This is a genomic window from Bradyrhizobium sp. ISRA442 (genome assembly GCF_038085055.1).
Classification (GTDB): Bacteria; Pseudomonadota; Alphaproteobacteria; order Rhizobiales; family Xanthobacteraceae; genus Bradyrhizobium.
Genome location: NZ_JALGCN010000001.1, coordinates 1 through 18,982 on the forward strand (window position 1 = coordinate 1; position 18,982 = coordinate 18,982).

At 63.5% G+C, this 18,982-nt stretch carries 15 protein-coding genes and 1 tRNA gene; 8 read left to right on the forward strand and 8 right to left on the reverse strand.

What is annotated here, in order from left to right:
- Positions 1-944 precede the first annotated feature (944 nt).
- The 5 genes from MTR72_RS00005 to MTR72_RS00025 all read right to left on the reverse strand — a co-directional run bounded on the left by MTR72_RS00005 (position 945) and on the right by MTR72_RS00025 (position 6,444).
- A tRNA-Lys gene (locus MTR72_RS00005) sits at positions 945-1,020 on the reverse strand.
- A gap of 178 nt (positions 1,021-1,198) precedes the next feature.
- The gene (locus MTR72_RS00010) at positions 1,199-1,813 is read right to left on the reverse strand and encodes a Spy/CpxP family protein refolding chaperone (RefSeq protein ID WP_280965683.1); all 615 of its coding nucleotides are present in this window, start codon (positions 1,811-1,813) and stop codon (positions 1,199-1,201) included.
- Between the two features lie 181 nt (positions 1,814-1,994).
- A complete protein-coding gene (locus MTR72_RS00015) occupies positions 1,995-2,996 on the reverse strand; it encodes a TRAP transporter substrate-binding protein (protein WP_341509879.1) in 1,002 nt (333 codons plus the stop codon).
- A gap of 220 nt (positions 2,997-3,216) precedes the next feature.
- Positions 3,217-4,779 (reverse strand): 2-isopropylmalate synthase, encoded by a 1,563-nt coding sequence (locus tag MTR72_RS00020; protein WP_280965685.1) that lies wholly within the window; start codon positions 4,777-4,779, stop codon positions 3,217-3,219.
- A gap of 1,422 nt (positions 4,780-6,201) precedes the next feature.
- Entirely contained in the window at positions 6,202-6,444 is a 243-nt protein-coding gene (locus tag MTR72_RS00025) for a hypothetical protein (protein WP_341509880.1), read from the reverse strand.
- A 332-nt stretch (positions 6,445-6,776) separates the two neighbouring features.
- On the opposite strand from MTR72_RS00025, the gene MTR72_RS00030 reads away from it, so the two are divergent.
- Positions 6,777-8,000 (forward strand): SMP-30/gluconolactonase/LRE family protein, encoded by a 1,224-nt coding sequence (locus MTR72_RS00030; protein ID WP_341509881.1) that lies wholly within the window; start codon positions 6,777-6,779, stop codon positions 7,998-8,000.
- Between the two features lie 69 nt (positions 8,001-8,069).
- On the opposite strand, the gene MTR72_RS00035 is transcribed toward MTR72_RS00030, so the two are convergent.
- Entirely contained in the window at positions 8,070-8,873 is an 804-nt protein-coding gene (locus MTR72_RS00035; RefSeq protein WP_341509882.1) for an isocitrate lyase/PEP mutase family protein, read from the reverse strand.
- A 69-nt stretch (positions 8,874-8,942) separates the two neighbouring features.
- Positions 8,943-9,842 carry an alpha/beta fold hydrolase gene (locus tag MTR72_RS00040; protein ID WP_341509883.1) on the reverse strand — a complete coding sequence of 300 codons (900 nt, stop codon included), beginning with the start codon at positions 9,840-9,842 and terminating at the stop codon, positions 8,943-8,945.
- 226 nt (positions 9,843-10,068) lie between these two features.
- Between MTR72_RS00040 and MTR72_RS00045 the strand changes: the two genes are divergently transcribed.
- Positions 10,069-10,530, forward strand: coding sequence for a MarR family winged helix-turn-helix transcriptional regulator (locus MTR72_RS00045; protein WP_341509884.1), 462 nt, complete (start codon positions 10,069-10,071; stop codon positions 10,528-10,530).
- Positions 10,531-10,624: 94 nt separating this feature from the next.
- The gene (locus MTR72_RS00050; protein WP_341509885.1) at positions 10,625-11,725 is read left to right on the forward strand and encodes an NAD(P)/FAD-dependent oxidoreductase; all 1,101 of its coding nucleotides are present in this window, start codon (positions 10,625-10,627) and stop codon (positions 11,723-11,725) included.
- Here MTR72_RS00050 and MTR72_RS00055 read toward each other — a convergent pair.
- Positions 11,722-12,714, reverse strand: a complete 993-nt coding sequence (locus MTR72_RS00055) for a ribonuclease Z (RefSeq protein ID WP_341509886.1) — start codon at positions 12,712-12,714, stop codon at positions 11,722-11,724. The genes MTR72_RS00050 and MTR72_RS00055 overlap by 4 nt on opposite strands.
- A 348-nt stretch (positions 12,715-13,062) precedes the next feature.
- Between MTR72_RS00055 and MTR72_RS00060 the strand changes: the two genes are divergently transcribed.
- The 5 genes from MTR72_RS00060 to MTR72_RS00080 all read left to right on the forward strand — a co-directional run bounded on the left by MTR72_RS00060 (position 13,063) and on the right by MTR72_RS00080 (position 18,979).
- A complete protein-coding gene (locus MTR72_RS00060; protein ID WP_280965693.1) occupies positions 13,063-14,310 on the forward strand; it encodes an ABC transporter substrate-binding protein in 1,248 nt (415 codons plus the stop codon).
- A gap of 98 nt (positions 14,311-14,408) precedes the next feature.
- Positions 14,409-15,284, forward strand: coding sequence for a branched-chain amino acid ABC transporter permease (locus MTR72_RS00065; protein ID WP_280965694.1), 876 nt, complete (start codon positions 14,409-14,411; stop codon positions 15,282-15,284).
- Between the two features lies 1 nt (position 15,285).
- Positions 15,286-16,212 (forward strand): branched-chain amino acid ABC transporter permease, encoded by a 927-nt coding sequence (locus MTR72_RS00070; RefSeq protein ID WP_280965695.1) that lies wholly within the window; start codon positions 15,286-15,288, stop codon positions 16,210-16,212.
- A complete protein-coding gene (locus MTR72_RS00075) occupies positions 16,212-17,693 on the forward strand; it encodes an ATP-binding cassette domain-containing protein (RefSeq protein WP_341509887.1) in 1,482 nt (493 codons plus the stop codon). The genes MTR72_RS00070 and MTR72_RS00075 overlap by 1 nt, the downstream gene beginning before the upstream one ends.
- Before the next feature lie 44 nt (positions 17,694-17,737).
- The gene (locus tag MTR72_RS00080) at positions 17,738-18,979 is read left to right on the forward strand and encodes an ABC transporter substrate-binding protein (protein WP_280965697.1); all 1,242 of its coding nucleotides are present in this window, start codon (positions 17,738-17,740) and stop codon (positions 18,977-18,979) included.
- Positions 18,980-18,982: the final 3 nt, after the last annotated feature.

An 18,982-nucleotide genomic window follows, 5' to 3' on the forward strand; every position in this document is an offset into this window, starting at 1 on the left:
GGTTATGAGTCTGAACGTTGGGCTTCAACCGCACCATTTTCGCACCAGAAACAACGCGAACGAATGGCATAAACACAATCGAACTCCAACAAAAATGCAGCAGAAATCAACCTATCTGATCGATAGTCTGCCGCTCATAACGGTCCGATGGCAGGCTTGAATCCGTTGGAACGTTGGTGAAATCAGCAGACTGTCGCAACGCCGATCGTGGCCACCGCACCAGGTAACAGTCGGACTCCTGCTTCCCTTTCGTCTCATATTCATTACGCACGGACCGGTCCGATTCCGCTCCACACCAGCCGATTTCGCTATGCCCCGCCTTCTCCCCTTGTCGTGCGTTTTCGGTCTCGATCAATAAGAGTGCTGCCGAAACGCGGCATCAATCAGAGTATCGGCAGTGGGAGCACCGATGATCGAGCCCCGTGGCATGTCGAGAAAACAAGCTGCGGCTTACGCAGGATGCGAGTCGCTTTCAGCGTTTAACAATTGGGTTCGACGCGGGATCATGCCGAAGTCGATTCCGACGGTCGCGAAGGACCACGGTAAGATTGCTGCTGCTCAGTGCCTGAGATCGCCGCGATTACCGGACACTCCATGGCCACGGTGCAGCAGATACTCGATGCACACTATCTTGGTGGGCGTGTTGAACTTGCGGAGTCAGCAATCAAGAAGCTGAGCGTGGTCTACGGTTAGGAGCAGAAATGGGGATTTGGGATGTGGATTGTTCCAGGTGAAGACGTTCACCGGTCTCGCCAAGGCTTTTGCGTGCGAGAATGCTCCACGCCGCCGGGAACGAGATAGCCGCTGCGGTAACGCGCAGCCATCCCGAGAATCGTCGGGTAGATGGCCCGTCGATGAGCACGGAAATTGAACAAGAACTCCCAACTGACCTCCCAACTGAAAGGTCCGTTCTACGCGAGGTCTGGCCAAGTCTTTGAAAAGCTTGGTGGGCGCACCAGGGCTCGAACCTGGGACCCGCTGATTAAGAGTCAGCTGCTCTACCAACTGAGCTATGCGCCCGAAAGGCGGTCAAAGCCTTGCGAGGCCGGTCGTTTAGCAAAGCAGTTCGGGGATGGCAAGCGATGCGGCGAAGGTTTTCCAAGGCTTCGTCCAGAGCCCCCAAAAGGCGAAAAGCCGCTGGATTCCAGCGGCTTCGCGACGGCCAATTTCCGGGAATTCCCGGGAAATCCCGGGCCGCTCAGAGGCGGCCCTCCCGATCGCTGTCCGGCCCGCCGTCCCGGTCGAAACGATCGCCGCCATGGAAGCGGTCCATACCGTGTTCCATCATCCGGTCCATGCCGCGTTCCATGAAGCGATGGTGCCAGCCCCCCTCGCCGCCGCCGAATGGGCCCCGGTGGCGGGTCAGGACGGCGAGGCGCCGCTTCTGGCCCTCATCCAGCGTCTTGTAGAGCGGATCGGCGGCATCGGCGATCTTCTTCAGCGCCGCCGAGGTCGCACCCATGTCCTCGGCGCGCTGGCGCAGTCGGGCAACCGGATCCTCCGGCGTAGCGGTCTCCTTGGCGGCATCGCCCGGCCCGGCATTCATCCGCGCGTTGGCGCGGTCGATGCGCAGCTTGGCGAGCTCCCGCACGGCGGCCTCGACCGGCGGCCACAGCTTCTCCTGATCGGCGTTCAGCTTCAGCCCGGCATGGACGGCGGCAATCCGCGCGTCGACGAAGGCGGCGCGGTCTTCCGGGTTCATACGCATGTGGCGCATGTGCTCGGACATCCACGGGCGATGGAATTGGGCATAGACCGCGCCCGAACCGGCGATGCTGAGCACGGCGATGGCGGCGATGGTGAACTTCCTCATACGAACCTCCTCTGGAAGGATGCCCGTGAAGATGAGCGCCGCCCGACCCGCGCGCAACTTACAACTTGGACAGGGAGGCGCTCTCTGCGCGATGTAATGTGCAATCAGAAATCATTAGCAACAATGACAAAGGGCTCCCGCGCGATCAGCGTGGAAGCCCTTCATTCATGCGTCATTCATGCTAGTTCGTCGCGCTCTTCGCTTCCTTCTGGAACTCGTCGATCAGCGACTGGCCGACGCGGCTTGCGGCGTCCTTGTAGACCGGCTCCATCGCCTTGCGCATCGCCGCGTCCTGCTCCGGCGTGAGCTTGATGATCTCGCTCTTGCCGCTCTTCTTGATCTCGGCGAGCGCGTCGTCATTCTCCTTCTGCGACTGCGCGTTGTTGAAGTCGGTCGCTTCCTTCATCGCCTTCGAAAGCTGGTCGCGGATGTCGGCCGGCAGATCGTCCCAGAACTTCTTGTTCACGATCACGACGTAGCCGATGTAGCCGTGGTTGGTCTCGGTGATGTACTTCTGCACCTCGTGCATCTTCTGGGTGTAGATGTTCGACCAGGTGTTCTCCTGGCCGTCGACCACGCCGGTCTGGAGCGCCTGGTAAACTTCCGAGAACGCCATCACCTGCGGCAGCGAGCCAAGCGCCTTGAACTGGGCCTGGAGCACGCGCGATGACTGGATGCGGAACTTCACGCCCTGATAGTCGCCCGGCGCGACCAGCTTCTTGTTGGCGCTCATCTCCTTGAAGCCGTTGTCCCAATAAGCAAGGCCGGTGATGCCCTTGGGCTCGAGCAGCTTGAGCAGCCTGGCGCCGAGCGGCCCCTCCGTCACCTTTCGGAGCGTCTTCAGGTCGGGAAGGATGTAGGGCAGATCGAACACCTCGAACTCGCGGATGCCGAGCGGGCCGAATTTCGAGTTGGACGGCGCCAGCATCTGCACGCTGCTGAGCTGAAGCGCCTCGAGCTCTTCCTTGTCCTTGTAGAGCGACGAGTTCGGATAGACCTCGATCTTGACCTTGCCGCCGGTATACTTCTCGGCGAGCTCCTTGAACTTCTCGGCCGCCTTGCCTTTCGGCGTGTCGGTAGCGACGACGTGGCTGAACTTGATGATGATCGGCGATTGCGCCAATGCCGGCCCGGCGAACGCCAGCGCCATGATCGATGCCGCAGCCCAAACAACTTTTCGCATGCTTCCTCCCGCACGTCCCTAAGGGGGCACGGACCGCCGGCCCCGAGACTTTAAATTGAAGACTTGGACGCAGCATTATAGGGAAGACCGCCTCGGCGCTATTGCCTGTTAGCAGGGGTCCTCCTGCAAAAATGCGGTATCGGGTTTGATCGTCGTCCCTGCCAAACAAAAACGCGGCGCCGCGGGCGCCGCGTTCACTTGATGCCTCGAAGGGCCAGCCTCAGCTCGCCGCTGCCGTCGTCACCGTGTCGCGCTGGCGCTTCATGACGATTTTGTTGAGCGCGCCGAGATAGGCCTTTGCCGAAGCCACCAGCGTATCCGGATCTGCCGCACGCGCCGTCATCGAACGGCCGTCATGCGACAGCCGGACCGAGACCTCGGCCTGCGCGTCGGTGCCTTCGGTGACGGCGTGGACCTGATACAGCTCGAGCTTGGCCTCGTGCGGTACCAGGCGCTTGATGCAGTTGAACACGGCGTCCACCGGACCGTTGCCCTCGGCCTCCTCGATTCTAATCTGGCCGTCGACGTCGAGCTTCATCGTCGCGCGCTGCGGCCCATGGGTGCCGGCGATCACGGTCAGCGAGGTCAGCTTGATGCGGTCGTGCGCGGCAGCGATCTCCTCGTCGAGCAGCGCCTCGATGTCCTCGTCGTAGATATCCTTCTTGCGGTCGGCCAGCGCCTTCATCCGCGTGAAGGCATCTTCGAGCTGGTTCGGACCGAGCTTGTAGCCCATCTCCTCCAGCTTGTGCACGAAGGCGTGGCGGCCGGAGTGCTTGCCGAGCACAAGCGAGGACTGCTTCAAGCCGACCATCTCGGGCCGCATGATCTCGTAGGTCGAGGCATCCTTCAGCACGCCGTCCTGGTGGATGCCGCTCTCATGCGCGAAAGCGTTCCGGCCGACGATCGCCTTGTTGTACTGCACCGGGAACGAAGTCGCCGCCGACACCAGCTTCGAGGCGCGGGTGAGCTGCGTCGTGTCGATCTTGTTCCAGTACGGGAATTTGTCGTTGCGCACGTTGATCGCCATCACGATCTCTTCGAGAGCGGCATTGCCGGCGCGCTCGCCGATGCCGTTGATGGTGCACTCGACCTGGCGCGCACCGCCGACGATGCCGGCCAGCGAGTTCGCTACGGCCATGCCAAGATCGTTATGGCAATGCACGGAGAACACCGCCTTGTCCGAGTTCGGCACGCGCTCGATCAGCGTCTTCATGAAGTGGGTGTATTCCTCCGGGACCGTGTAGCCGACGGTGTCGGGGATGTTCACCGTGGTGGCGCCGGCCTTGATCACGGCCTCGACGATGCGGCAGAGGAAATCCATCTCGCTGCGGGTGCCGTCCTCGGCCGACCATTCGACGTCGTCGATCTGGTTGCGCGCACGTGCGACCATCGCAACCGAGGTCTCGATCACCTGCTCGGGGGTCTTGTTCAACTTCACCCGCATATGCAGCGGCGAAGTCGCGATCACGGTGTGGACGCGACCACGCTTGGCGAATTTCACGGCCTCGGCGCAACGGTCGATGTCGGCCGGATGCGCGCGCGACAGGCCGGCGATCACCGAGTTCTTGGAGCGGCGGGCGATCTCACTGACCGCCTGGAAGTCGCCCTCCGAGGTGATGGGGAAGCCGGCCTCGATGACGTCGACGCCCATGTCGTCCAAGAGCTCGGCGACCTCGAGCTTCTCCTCGAAGGTCATGGTGGCGCCGGGGCACTGCTCGCCGTCGCGCAGCGTGGTGTCGAAAATGATGACGCGGTCCTTCTCGGACTTGTTCACGGGGGCCATTTCAAATTTCCTTTTGAGCTTTCGCGCCGTTCAGGCCAGTTCTGGGCGCTTGAGGTGTCCGGTGATCTCGTACAACAACCCCTGAGTGCCCAGGCGCGTGGCGCCCAGCCGGCCCTCAGGGGCAGGTAAGAAGAAGCCCGTCAATAAGGAGGGTGGGCAGGCGCGCGGCCGGGATCGTGGCGGCGGCCGGAGCCACCTCCCCCGAAATCCCATCGATTTGGCCGCGAATCAGCATTGCCAGACCCTTTTGAGCCCAGGAATCCTCGGCCAAAACCATTGACGGTTCGTTGCCGGGTGGCTCGATGGGGCGTTTCTAGACGAGAAACGGCAGCAACTGCAACGCCAAAAGATGGTCAAGAGGACTGACCTAGTTGCCTCGGTGCCGGGGCTGGTGTCCCCTTGTGGTGAAATCAGGACCATAGGCCCTAGGGCGGAGTTTGGCGAACGTTCGTCACCTCGGCGCCGGCACCGTGCACACGATTGCGCGGCGTGGGTCCTGATCGTGGCCACGACGACTCTTGTGGCGGCATTTGGAATGCTGCTTCCCCAAACTCATCATTGCCAGCGCAGCGAAGCAATCCAGACTGCCGCCGAGGAGGGATTCTGGATTGCTTCGCTGCGCTCGCAATGACGGAGTGTGGGCACACGCATTGCTTTTTCAATTCGCATTTCCCTTGCAGACACACCATCGCATTCTCGCGGCGCATTTCGCCCGAGCTATGCTCTTTCCTTCACACCCTCTCCAAGGAAAGGGCGCAGGGAAGACCGGGCGCCGGCCGGCACCCATGAGCCTCTGTGCGATCAAATGCGCACACGCAAATGCACAGAGGAACGACAGGTGAAGCCGAAAACACCCGGCCTTCCCTGCGCTGTGGCTCTACGGCTTATGCCGCGCTCTCCCCGGAGCCGAGTTCTTCTGGCCTCCGTCACCCCGCAGAATGCACGAAACGTCGCCCCTGTTGAAGCAAACATCCGCCTCCGCAAAGGGCTTGACCGTAGCAACGACGGCCAGGACCACACGGTTTCGCCGTACGCAATCAGCGCCGTTCGTCATGCACGGCCTGCGATGCACTCACGAGGTCCAACTCGCCCTGCACGCCACAGCCCGCATCGACGCCACTCGCGTCCACCGCAGCCCGCCCACGATCCGTACGACTCGCGAACCGTCCCTTTCGTCGGGCGGGATGGACCTAAAATACGACAAATCCGAATTTCTGTAAAGGCGAATATTTGAGGCGAGCCGATTGACCCAGGGCTGGCGTGTTTTGCCCGACGGGCAACGCAAGGACTTGGGGATGCGTAGGGTAAGTTAGCGCAAGCGTAACCCACCACTTTTGTGGCCACAGAAGAGGTGGATTACGCCTTCGGCTAACCCACCCTACAAAGGACGAAAGCTGTTTTGCCTATCGGACAGTCTGGCCGCTATCCGGTGCGGCGGGCGCGGGCCCTGCTCTCCCAGCGGTTCAGCATCTGGCCAAGCTCGCCGACCGGCTGAGGCGCGGCTTCGTTGGTGTTGGCGTGTGCCGCGGTCCGCAGCCAGTCCGGCTGGGTATAGTCGCGCCAGCGGCGGGCTTCCGCGCGCCGTTTGCGCGACATGTATTCGCGCGTGAAATAGCCGGCCGCGTACGCGATCGCGAGCAATATGACGAGTATGACACCACCCACATTGAGCTCCGGCTTTAGGCCCCGGGCGAAGTTCTGCCAGCATCGCGCGCAAGGTCAAGGCTTGACATACACCGGACGCGTTGTCGTTTGAGGCTTTGCCGCAGGCAATTTTTGTTTGAGCGCGCGGAACATTCTTTGGCTTTGGTAACGACGCAATTTGCACACAACCGCGCCGCGGCAACCAATCGGCACGCATGCGAACGTGACCGGATTGCGACGCGACATCACGCGCAGGATGCGATTCCGCCTCTCGCAACCGGCCGCGGACCGCATTAACCTGCTTCCTTGCTGGGCCGGATCAACCGGCCAGCGAACATGATCGGGAGGACGCGATGACACGCCACGAGCAGCGTGACCAAGATGCTGCGCTTTCACGACGAACGCTTGTTCAGGGGCTCGCGCTCGGCGCAGCCGCCACCATGGCCGGAGCAGGTCCCTCACTGGCCCAGACCGGACCTGCCGCGCCGCCGACCACGATCACCACGCCGCCGCGCGATTTCGGCCCGAACGGCGCGCCGACCACCTATTTCTGGGACCCCGACATCATCGCGGTCGATCCGTCCTTCAACGACCTCGCCCAACCAAACACCGCGATCAAGCGACTCTATACCGGCGTGTTGTGGGCCGAAGGTCCGGCCTGGAGCGCCCAGGGCCGGTACCTCTTATGGAGCGACATTCCCAACAACCGGCAGATGCGCTGGAGCGAGGACGACGGCCGTGTCAGCGTGTTTCGCTCGCCGTCCAACAACTCCAACGGAAACTCCTTCGACTTCCAGGGCCGCCAGCTCTCCTGCGAGCATCTGACCCGGCGGGTGACGCGCTACGAGCACGACGGCACCGCAACCGTGCTTGCAGATTCCTACAACGGCAAGAAGCTGAACTCGCCGAACGACGTCGTCGCGCATCCCGACGGCAGCTACTGGTTCACCGATCCGCCCTATGGCGGCCAGCTCTATGAAGGCGAGCCCGACGGTCCGGGCGGCCCGAGCAATGCAGGCGGCAAGCTCAATCCGCGGATCGGACAGCCGGCCGGCTTCACGCCGGGCAAGCGCGAGCTACCGACCAACTGCTATCGCATCGATCCTTCCGGCCGCATCGATCTCGTGGTCAGCGAGGATCAGGTGCCCGACCCCAATGGTCTGTGCTTCTCGCCGGACTTCAAGAAACTCTACGTCGTCTCGACCGGCAAGGGGCCCGGCGACACCGGACCGGGCGGCAAGGGCGAGATCTTCGTGTTCGACGTCGGCAGCGACAACAAATTGTCCAACCAGAAGCGCTTTTCCGATTGCGTGATCGACGGCGTGAAGTGCGGACCGGACGGCGTGCGCTGTGACGTCAACGGCAACGTCTGGGCCTCCAGCAATGCCGGCCGCTCGGTCGGCTATAGTGGCGCGACGGTGTGGTCGCCGGAGGGCAAGCTGCTTGGCCGCATCCGCCTGCCCGAGGTGTGCGGCAACATCTGCTTCGGAGGTCCCAAGCGCAACCGCCTGTTCATGGCCGCGAGCCAGTCGCTCTATGCCGTCTTCACAGCGACGCAGGGCGCAGGGCCGGGCTGAAGCAGCGCAAGGCGCAACACGATAAGGCGCCGGCGTGCCCCGCCGGCGCCTTCCGTCTCTTCGTGACGCTCAGGCGTTCGGTTGCAGGAACGCACCGTACTGCTTGCTCGCGGCGACCTCGGCGGCGGCCTCACCAATGACACGCATCGCCGCGATCATGGGCCACGGCCCGAGACTCACCCGCCGAACGCCGATGCAGGCAAGATCGGAGATTTCGGGTACACCTTGCGTCACCATGATGTTGACGGGCAGAGGTGTGAGTTCAACGAACTTTTCGATGAGGGCGAGGTCGGTGAGGCCGGGTACAAAAATTCCATCAGCGCCGGCATCGGCATAGGCCCTCGCGCGCCTTGCCGCTTCGTTCAGGCATTCCTCCGGCGATCCGAATTTCAGCAGAAACGGATCAGTTCGCGCATTGATGAATAGATGAATTTCGAGTTCTTGCGCAGCGTCCCGCACTGCTCTGATCTTCGCTGCGTGCTGCTCGGGACTGACGAGTTGCCGCCTTCCCCCGGAGAGCCCGTCTTCGATATTGATGCCAATGGCGCCGGCTTTCAGCATCCTGGTCGCTGACTTCGCGGCGGCGTCCGGGGTGTCGCCATATCCTGCCTCCAGATCAATTGACACCGGGACCGACACAGAAGCGGTCATCCGTGACACCAGACCTGTCACCACATCAAGCGGTGCATTTTCTCCGTCCGCGTACCCAAGTGCGGACGCGACCGCCCCGCTGCTGGTCGCGATGGCCGGCGATGTCTTCGCAATGGCCTTGGCGGTGGCGACGTCCCAGGCGTTGAACAGGACGAGCGGATCGCCCTTCTTGTGAAGACCGTGAAACGTCTCGGCGTATTGCTGCTGCGTCTTGGCGTCCATCGCCCACACTCCTGGTCAGAGAACCTGAAAAATGTCGTACCCAAATGCGGCCGCTTGGTTGCGGCACATTCAATTAGGTGCGTGCGTCTTGAAACAGTTCATGATCAGACCGGTGACTTCGGCCTCACGCTCGAGGTGCGGGAAGTGGCCTACATCGGGCAGGACAACCCGCTCATGCGGCCCCTTGAAGAGCGGCTCCTCCTTCACCGAATACCTCGCTGTCGGGTCGTTGCTGCCATAAATCGTCAGCGTCGGCGTATGCATCTCATTTCTCGGCAGCCGCCCCGCACGTCCCGATTCGAACAGGCCGGCATAGTATTTGAGCGCCGCCGCCATGGTGCCAGGAGAGCTGAGCGTCTGCTTGATCGAGCGGAGATGCTCGTCATTCCTGAATGTCGGCGACCACAGCTTCCAGAGATAATCGACGAAGGGCAGTCCCTCGATATTGACCGCCGAGTCAGCGCCGGGGAGCTGGAAGAAATAGAAATGAAAGATCGATCGAACGGCCTCGGGATCCCTCCTGATGCTTGAAAATGTGATCGGGTGCGCGGTGTTCATGACCACGGCCGCCTTGATCGCCGATGGCGCCGTGGCGAGCGCCTGGAAGGTCGACGTGCCGCCCCAATCCATGCCGACGACGCGTGCCTGCCCGTCATCGCTCAGCGCCGCGATGAGCGCTGCGAGATCCTTGCCCAGTGCGATGGGGTCGAAAACCCCGTCCGCCGGAATCTCGGTTGGCGCATAGCCACGCAAGAACGGCGAGACCGCGCGATACCCCGCATCCGCGAAGACCTGCATTTGCTTTCGATATGACCAGGCATTGTCGGGAAAGCCATGCATGAACATGACAAGAGGCCCGCTCCCCTGTTCGAGATAGGCAAACCGGACGCCGTTGGCCTGCACATATTTCAGGACGGGTTCGCCCCCGACGGCATTCGGCGTTGTCGGTGCAGTGCTTCGCGTATTCATCGCTATTCTCCATGTCTCTTCGTGCTCAGGCGCGCATGGCGGGCTCAGTCACGAACCACCGTTTTGGCCTCGCCCTGCCCTGGCGTGAGGCGTCGTCGCTGACCTTGGCTAAATATGTGCGTAGCGCACATATCTGGTCAAGTTGTTTTTTGTGCGCTCCGCACATATCATTCATCGCATGGACACCGGAATCGCAAATTTGCTGGGGGCGCTTTCGCTCGCCGTCATGGATCGTATCGAGCAAGGCGCACGCGAGGTCGTCGGCCGCGGCGGCGAGACGCCTGCAGCGCTCATCGTCATTGGCTATGGCCAGGGAATGACCAACGACACGCTCCGGCGGATCCTTGGCCTATCGCATTCCGGAACTGTCCGGCTGGTGGACCGTCTGGTTTCGGATCAGCTTGTCGAACGCCGGCCAGGCAAGGACGGCAGGGAGGTCGCCTTGCACCTGACGGCCAGGGGCGCCGCAAGCCGGAACGATCTGTTGGCCTCCCGCATTTCAGCCGTTGGGTCGCTTCTGGATGTGCTGTCGCCGGCTGAAACCAAGCGACTTGGAACGCTGATACGCGAGTTGCTGGCAAGGCAGGACACGTCCGAACTGGATCGCTTCACGATCTGCCGGATGTGCGACGACAGGTGCTGCACGAATTGCCCATTGCCCACAAGCAAGAGCAAACTCGATCGCTAGCGCCGAGTGGTGCCTTGCCGGCGCGACGCAGCGGGCGAGACTGGATAGCCTCTGACGTCCTCGGATTGCAGAAGGGATCATCAAGGAAGAAGCCATGCGCGTTGTCATCTGCGGCGGTGGCGTGATCGGCGCCTGCACCGCTTATTTCCTCCGCCGCCGCGGCATCGACGTCACCGTCGTCGAGCGGACCGAGGTGGCTGCAGCCGCATCGGGCAAGGCCGGCGGCTTCCTCGCCCTCGACTGGTGCGCCGGCACGCCGCTCGACGCGCTGGCGCGGCGCAGCTTTGCGCTTCATGCGCGGCTGCCGGACGAGATCGCCAGCGATTGGGGCTATCGCCGCATGACCGCGTATAGCGGCTTTGTCGTATCCGACACTGACGCGCGCCGTGATGCGCCGGCCGCACTCGATTGGCTGGCGAACGGTGTCGCCATCGCACACCGCCTCGGCACCACCGAGACCACCGCGATCGTTCATCCCCGCAAGTTCACTTCCGCGGTGATGAACGCGGCGCTGGCGCAAGGCGCCGAGCTTCGAACCGGACGCGTCACAAGCATCATGCGCGATGCGAACGGCACTGCTCGCGGCGTCGAGATCGACGGCCGCACTCTCGAGGCGGATGCCGTGGTGGTCGCGATGGGGCCGTGGTCGCTGCTCGCCGCACAATGGATGAGCCTGCCCGCCGTCTACGGCCAGCGCAGCCCGAGCATCGTCTACGACACCGGCACGGACGTGCCTGCAGATGCGCTGTTTCTGGAGTATCAAGAGAACGGCAGCGCAATGTCGATCGAAGTTTTTCCGCGCGCGGACGGCAGCACGCACATCACCGCCTTCTCCGACGTCGCGCCGCTGCCGCTGGATCCGGCCGCCGTGACACCCGACCAGGACGCCATCGACCGCCTGCAGGCGACCTCCGAACGGCTGTCGCCCGCCTTTCGCGCCGACAGGATCATCGCGCGGCAGGCCTGCTTCCGCCCGGTCACGCAGGACGGCTTGCCGCTGATCGGCAAGGTGCCGGGAAGCCAGGGTCTCTACGTTGCGACCGGACACAATGTCTGGGGCATCCTCAATGCGCCCGCGACCGGCGAAGCGCTGGCCCAATTGATCGCGGATGGCTCAGCAGGCGATATCGACCTGTCACCGTTCGATCCCGCCCGGCTGCGTCCGCTCGATCCATCGCTGCTAACGGCGCGCTAAGCCGCGCCGGAAAACGCGGCCTCCGCCTCGCTGCGCAGCCGGTCCGGTGTTTCGAGATAGCGCGGCGAATAGTGAAACGTCGTCATCCGCTTCACACAAGCTGCGCGAGCGAGCTCGCCGGCTTGCGTGGCCGTCAGGTGGCGGCGCGCTTTGGCGATCTCGACATCGTCGCCGGCAAAGGCCGCCTCGATGAAGAGATGATCGACACCGCGCGCGAGCGCGATAATGCGCTCGGCATTTTCCGGCGTGAAGGCGGCGTCAGTCACGTAGGCAACGCGCTGTCCGGGCGCGACCTTGAGCGCATGCCGCGTGAGCTCGCCGAGCCGAATGGTGCGGCCCTCGTCGGCGCCGATCAGCATCTCGTCGTCGGCACCGCTGCGAACCGCGCGCTTGGCCGCGTTGAGCCATGGCCCGACCTCGAGGCCAAGCTGCGCCAATCCAACCGTCCACACATTGACCCTGCGCGTCTCCTGCAATGCAAAGGCAAGGCAAGGCATGCCGTGGTCGAGCGTAACGGTCTCGATGGAGAGATCGCCATCGTGATACAGCAGTCCCGGCGCGAGCGATGCCTCCCCGAGCGGCTCTGCGCGAAACTGATCTCTCGCAGAGAATCGCGTCCAGTCGCCGAGCCGACCATCGCAGAATTCGGCCGCCTCGATCACGAAGTCGGATGAGGTCGCATCGAGCAGATTCCAGCTATAGGCCGCAAGCTTGCCGCCGATGCCGGCAATGAGACCCGGTGGACCCGTTACGCGCAAACGGCCAGGCTGATGATGCCGAACCCGCAGCAACTGGTCGAAGCCGGCGAAATGATCCATGTGCCGATGGCTGACGAAGACGTCGCTGATGCGAAGCAGCTCGCGATTGGACAGGCCTGAGAGATCGCCGATGTCGAACAGCATCGCGCGGCGCCCGAACCTGAAGTCGACGAGCAGGCCGGGATCGGCGAACGGCTCGTTGACGAGGCGGCATTGAACCAACTGGGCCATGATCTTGGGACCTTCCCGCACGGCGCGGCGTTACCAACAACAACGCAGCTCGCTCGCGGCCGCATCGACGCCCGTGGCGGGCGCCGACAAGTCGCTGCTCGCAGGGCGAGCGTTTTGGACAGAACTGACGATCGCAAGGCCGGGCGCGCACAGCATAGCGATCGACGAAATCTGCATGCCTGATCCTGACGCAGCGCTTGCAACTGCAATACCAGCAGTTTGCGCAGCGCTAGACTTTAGTCCGGCTCTCACAATCCTGAATGCAGTTTCTCTTGCCGAGAATACCATCGCCGTTATAGTCCCGCCCCAATAGCTCATAAGAGGCTTATTAAAAGGGAGAAGAACAACATGAAAACCATACTCTCTGGTGCATTGCGAATGGTCCTCGGCGCGGCCTCGCTCGGTGCGCTGGTGACGGCGTCGGGCGCGGCACTTGCGGCAGACCCGATCAGGATCGGTGTGATCGCGGAGGCGCAGGCGATCGCCGGCGCATCGATCCCGCAGGCGGCGCAGCTCGCCGCCGAGGAGATCAACGCAAGCGGCGGCGTCGATGGCCGAAAGATCGAGATCATCTCTTACGACAATCACTCCTCGTCGGCGGATTCGGTGCGCGCGTTTCAGCGCGCGGTGAACGAGGACAAGGTCAACGCGGTCATCGCCAGCTACATCAGCGAGGTGGTTCTGGCGCTGGAGCCCTGGGCCTCGCGGCTGAAGACGCCGTTCGTGACGCCGGGCGCCGCCTCCAACGAGATCAGCAAGAGCGTCCACGCCGACTACGAGAAGAACAAGTACACCTTCCACGGCTATCTGACCTCGGCCGCGCTGGCGCTCTCAGTCTGCGACGCCGCCAAGGATCTACTCGTCGACAAGATGCACATGAAGTCGGCGGTGATCATGAGCGAGGATGCCGCCTGGACCAAGCCACTCGACGTCGGCTACGAGGAATGCCTGCCCAAGGTCGGGCTGAAGGTGCTCGACCACATCCGCTTCTCGCCCGACACCACCGACTTCACGCCGATCTTCAACAAGATCGAAGGCTCCAAGCCCGACGTGATCATCACCGGCATCTCGCATGTCGGCGTGCAGCCGACCGTGCAGTGGAAGAACCAGCAGGTGCCGATCCCGATGTTCGGCATCTCCTCGCAGGCGACCAACGAGACGTTCGGCAAGGACACGAACCAGGCCGCTGAAGGCGTGCTGTACCAGGGCGTCTCCGGCCCCGGCGTCGCGGTGACACCGAAGTCGGTGCCGTTCGCGGAGAACTTCAGGAAGAAGTACGGCAACTACCCGTCCTACGCCGGTTACACTGCCTATGACGAGGTCTACTACATCGCAGATGCCGCCAAGCGCGCCGGCTCGACCGACGCGGACAAGCTGGTCGCGGCGCTCGAGAAGACCGACTGGGAGGGCACGATCGGCCGCGTCCAGTTCTACGGCAAGGATGATCCGTTCACCCACTCGATCAAGTACGGCAAGGGCCTGATCACCGGACTGATGCTGCAATGGCAGGACGGCAAGCAGATCGCGGTCTGGCCGAAGGAGGTCGCCAAGACCGAGGTCAAGTTCCCGAGCTTCATCAAGCTCACAACGAACTAGCCGGAACAGCTCCCGGGCCTACTCCCGGGAGCTTCCACATGCGGCCTCCGCAGCACCGTCTCTCCAAGAGGCAGCCAAGACTGCCTGGCTAATCATAGATGCGAGCATTCCAGATATTGATCGATGGCTTTGCCATCAGCGCCCTCTACGCTCTCGGTGCGACCGGCTTCACGCTGATCTTCGGCGTCTCCGGCGTGCTCAACCTCTCCCACGGTGCCATCATGGTGGCGGCAGCGGTGGCGGCCTGGGCCGCCGCCAGCATCCTGAACGTCGGCACCTATGCCGGTGCGCTGATCGGGGTCGCAGTCGCCCTTATCACGGCCTTCGCCACCTACTTTGCGGTGGTGAAGCCGATCCAGGATTCCCGGCGCATCCCCAACGAGGAGAAGGAGATCTTCGTCCTCACCGGTACGCTCTTGTGGGGCATCATGATCCAGGAGCTGATCGCCTATTTCTTCACCAACAACGCCAAGACCGTGCTGCCGATCGTCGAGGGCGTCGTCGAGATCCTCGGCGTCCGCACGCCGACGAACGAGATCTTCACGGCGATCGTGTGCTGCCTCGTGATTGCGCTGCTCTGGCTGCTGGTGAACCGCACCCGCACCGGCAAGGCGGTGCTGGCGGCGTCGATGAATCCGCGCGGCGTGACCCTGCTCGGCCTCGAGCTCACCAACATCTTCATCGTGGTCTGGGCGATCTACGGCATCCTCGCCGGCATCGCCGGCGTGCTGCTCGGGATGTTCCTCGGCGTCAGCTCCTACAGCGTCGGCCCGCTGACGGCGAGCGCGTTCTCGATCGTCGTGCTCGGCGGCCTCGGCAGCGTCTCCGGCTCGCTGATCGCGGCCTTCGTGGTCGGCTATCTCGAAACCGTCACGGCCTATCTGGTCTCGCCGGCCTATCGCACCATTCCGGCGCTGCTGCTGCTCGTCGTGGTGATGTACATCCGGCCCCAGGGCCTTCTGGGGAGGCGCTGAGATGTCCACTTTCTTCACCTCGCGCCTGTTCTTCGTCTCGCTCGCGCTGGTCGTGATCGCAGCAACGCTGCCGCTCTACGTTTCCGGCTATGTGCTCGGGCTCCTGACCGTCGCGTTCTATTTCGGCGTGTTCGCGATGGCCTGGGACCTCCTGTTCGGCTTCGCCGGCGAGGTCAATTTCGGGCCGACCTTCCTGATCGGCGTCGGCGCCTACACCGCCGGCATCCTGAACAACCAGTTCGGCTGGTCGGTCTATCTCTGCATCGTGCTCGGGGCGCTCGCCTCCGTCGTCGCCGGCCTCGTGCTGGCGCTGCCGGCGCTGAGGGTGCGCGGGCCGTATTTCGGCCTGACCACGCTGGTCGCCGTCCTGATGCTGCAAAACTTCATCGTGGTGTTCGCCGATCTCACCGGTGGCGAGATCGGCCTGACCATTCCCGACGTCATCACCATCAACGCCGGCGCCAACTACTGGATCGCGCTCGGCTTCATGACGATCTCGGCGGCGATCCTGTACGGCCTGTCGCAATCGCCGATCGGCCTCGTGCTGCAGGCCAGCGGGCAAGACCCGGTGCAGGCCGGCGCGCTCGGCTTCAACATCGTCAAGCACAAGCTCGCCGCCTTTGTCGTCAGCGCGTTCTTCTCCGGCCTCTCCGGCGCGCTGCTGGTGTTCTATTTCGGCACTGCCTCGGTCGGCACCGTCGTCGACGTCGCGGTCGGCGTCAACGTGATCGTCTCGGCCGTGCTCGGCGGCCGGCGCACCGTGCTCGGCGCGGCGCTGGGCGCGATCTTCCTGATCGTCGCCGGCGAGTTCCTAAGGCCGACCGGCGAGCTCGCGACCTTCATCGTCTCGGCGGTCGCGCTCCTCGTCGTGCTGTTCTTCCCCGGCGGCTTCCTCGGAGCGGCCCTCTCGCGCGAGGCTCGCTCGTGATGGATCAGAGACTAGCAAACCGGCCCGTGCTCAAGGTCCGCGGCCTGACCAAACGCTTCGGCGGCCTGACCGCGGTGAAGAACCTCGGCTTCGATGTCAACGCCGGCGAGATCTTCGGCCTGATCGGGCCGAACGGCTCGGGCAAGTCGACCGCGATGAAGAGCGTGATGGGCATCGAGCGCCCGACCGCGGGCGAAGTGATCTTCGAAGGCGAGAACGTCGCCGGCCTGCCCGCGCACAAGATCGCGCGCAAGGGCTTTGGCATGGTGTTCCAGCATTCGCGGCCGCTGAACCGGCAGACCGTGCTGGAGAACATCATGGTGGCGCTGCTGCCGGACAGCCTGTTCATGTTGTTTCCGGACAAGGCGCTGGTCGATCGCGCCAAGTGGATCGCCAACCGCGTCGGGTTGGGTAGCGTGATGAATCGACGGCCGCCGACGCTGCCGTTCGCCGACCTGCGCCGGCTCGAGCTCGCCAAGGCGATCGCGCGCGATCCCAAGGTGGTCCTGGTCGACGAGCCCTTCGCCGGCCTGACGCGGGCCGAGGTCGACGTGTTCTCCGATCTGATCCGCAGCTTTCGCGACGAGGGCCGCGCGGTGATGCTGGTCGATCACAACGTTAAGAGCGTCGCCGCGCTGGTCGATCGCGTGCTCGCGATGTATCTCGGCGAGGAGATCGTCACCGGCAAGGCCGACGAGGTGATGCAGAACGAGACCGTGCGGCGGGTCTATCTCGGCGGCGCGATCGAGACCCATGCGCGGCCGGAGACCAGCTTCAAGGACAAGGTGCCGCTGCTGCAGGTCGATAACGTCAGCGTCCATTACGGCAAAGCGCAGGCGCTGGAGGACGTCTCGGTCCACGTGCATGAGGGCGAGTTCGTCTCCATCGTCGGCCTCAACGGCGCCGGCAAGACCACGCTGTTCAACACCATCTGCGGCTTCCTGCCCTATAGCGGCGAGATCCTGCGCGGCGGCGAGAAGCTGCGCGGCACCAGCCCGGCGAAGATCGCGCGCGGCGGCCTCGTGCAGTGCCCGGAATCGCGCGAGCTGTTCGGCGAGATGACGGTGCGCGAGAACCTCGATCTCGGCGGCCAGCATCTCACCGACGAGGCCCGCGCGGCGCAGCTCGCCTGGCTGTTCGAGCTGTTCCCGATCCTCAAGGAGCGGCAGGCGCAATTGGCGCAGACGCTGTCCGGCGGCGAGCAGCAGATGCTGGCGATCGGGCGCGCGCTGATGATGCAGCCGCAGATCCTGATCCTGGACGAGCCGACGCTCGGCCTCGCCCCCGTCATCCTCGAGCAATTGTCCAAGGCGCTGGAGAAGCTGCGCCAGACCACGTCGATCACGGTGCTGCTCGGCGAGCAGAACGTGACCTTCGCGCTTCCGCATGCCGACCGTGTCTACGTGCTCGAGCATGCGCGGATCGTCTGGGAGGGCGACCCTGGCCGCTTCGCCGCGGAGGCCGGCGCCGGGTATCTCTGAGACAGTTCATAACGACAACAAAACAAAACGAAAGGGAAACGACCATGCGATCATCGACGATAGTGAGCCGTAGCCTCCTTCTCGCCTCGGCGCTGGGACTATGCCTCACTGCCCCGGCCCACGCGCAGTCGAACGATCCGATCAAGATCGGCGTCATCGCCGAGGTGCAGTCGATCGCGGGTGCGGCGACCCCGGGCGGCGCGCAGATCGCCGCTGATGAGATCAACGCCAAGGGCGGCGTGCTCGGCCGCAAGGTCGAGATCGTCACTTATGACAACAAGAGCTCGTCGGCGGATTCCGTGCGCGCCTTCCAGCGCGCGGTGAGCGAGGACAAGGTCTCCGCCGTGATCGCGAGCTACATCAGCGAGGTCGTGCTGGCGCTCGAGCCCTGGGCGGCGCGGCTGAAGATGCCGCTGATCACCCCGGGCGCTGCCTCCAACGAGATCACCAAGGCGATCCACAACGACTACGAGAAGAACAAGTACACCTTCCACGGCTACTTGACCTCGGCGGCGCAGGCGCAGCTCGTCTGCGACGCAGCCAAGGATCTCCTCGTCGACAAGCTCAAGTTCAAGACGGTCGCGATCATGAGCGAGGACGCGGCCTGGACCAAGCCGCTCGACGTCGGCTACGAGGCCTGCCTGCCCAAGGCCGGGCTGAAGGTCGTCGAGCACGTTCGCTTCTCGCCCGATACCACCGACTTCACGCCAATCTTCAACAACATGGAGAGCAAGAAGCCGGACGTGATCGTGACCGGCATCTCGCATGTCGGCGTGCAGCCCACGGTGCAGTGGAAGAACCAGCAGGTGCCGATCCCGATGTTCGGCATCAGCGCGCAGGCGCTGAGCCCGACCTTCTGGAAGGACACCAACGGTGCCGCCGACGGCGTGCCGTCGCTGGCGGTCGCAACGCCCGACGTCGCGGTGACCTCCAAGACGAAGCCGTTCGCGGCCGCATTCAAGGCCAAGTTCGGCACGCCGCCGGCCTACACCGGCTATACCGCCTATGACGAGGTCTACATCATCACCGAAGCGATCAAGCGCGCGGGCTCGACCGATCCCGACAAGATGGTCGCCGAGATGGAGAAGACCGACTACGAGGGCACGATCGGCCGCATCCAGTTCTATGGCAAGAACGACGAGTTCACCCATGGCATCAAGTCCGGCCCCGGCGCAGTAACCGGCCTCGTCTTCCAGTGGCAGGACGGCAAGCAGATCACGGTCTGGCCCGAGAAGATCGCAGAAGGAAAGCTCAGGTTTCCGAACTTCGTGAAGCTGTCGCAGTAATCC

What these genes read in the sequence shown, in the direction of transcription:
- MTR72_RS00010 (WP_280965683.1), bottom strand. Translation starts at nt 1,813, where the DNA reads ATGAGGAAGTTCACCATCGCCGCCATCGCCGTGCTCAGCATCGCCGGT.
- MTR72_RS00015 (WP_341509879.1), bottom strand. Translation starts at nt 2,996, where the DNA reads ATGCGAAAAGTTGTTTGGGCTGCGGCATCGATCATGGCGCTGGCGTTC.
- MTR72_RS00020 (WP_280965685.1), bottom strand. Translation starts at nt 4,779, where the DNA reads ATGGCCCCCGTGAACAAGTCCGAGAAGGACCGCGTCATCATTTTCGAC.
- MTR72_RS00030 (WP_341509881.1), top strand. Translation starts at nt 6,777, where the DNA reads ATGACACGCCACGAGCAGCGTGACCAAGATGCTGCGCTTTCACGACGA.
- MTR72_RS00035 (WP_341509882.1), bottom strand. Translation starts at nt 8,873, where the DNA reads ATGGACGCCAAGACGCAGCAGCAATACGCCGAGACGTTTCACGGTCTT.
- MTR72_RS00040 (WP_341509883.1), bottom strand. Translation starts at nt 9,842, where the DNA reads ATGAATACGCGAAGCACTGCACCGACAACGCCGAATGCCGTCGGGGGC.
- MTR72_RS00045 (WP_341509884.1), top strand. Translation starts at nt 10,069, where the DNA reads ATGGATCGTATCGAGCAAGGCGCACGCGAGGTCGTCGGCCGCGGCGGC.
- MTR72_RS00050 (WP_341509885.1), top strand. Translation starts at nt 10,625, where the DNA reads ATGCGCGTTGTCATCTGCGGCGGTGGCGTGATCGGCGCCTGCACCGCT.
- MTR72_RS00055 (WP_341509886.1), bottom strand. Translation starts at nt 12,714, where the DNA reads ATGGCCCAGTTGGTTCAATGCCGCCTCGTCAACGAGCCGTTCGCCGAT.
- MTR72_RS00060 (WP_280965693.1), top strand. Translation starts at nt 13,063, where the DNA reads ATGAAAACCATACTCTCTGGTGCATTGCGAATGGTCCTCGGCGCGGCC.
- MTR72_RS00065 (WP_280965694.1), top strand. Translation starts at nt 14,409, where the DNA reads ATGCGAGCATTCCAGATATTGATCGATGGCTTTGCCATCAGCGCCCTC.
- MTR72_RS00070 (WP_280965695.1), top strand. Translation starts at nt 15,286, where the DNA reads ATGTCCACTTTCTTCACCTCGCGCCTGTTCTTCGTCTCGCTCGCGCTG.
- MTR72_RS00075 (WP_341509887.1), top strand. Translation starts at nt 16,212, where the DNA reads ATGGATCAGAGACTAGCAAACCGGCCCGTGCTCAAGGTCCGCGGCCTG.
- MTR72_RS00080 (WP_280965697.1), top strand. Translation starts at nt 17,738, where the DNA reads ATGCGATCATCGACGATAGTGAGCCGTAGCCTCCTTCTCGCCTCGGCG.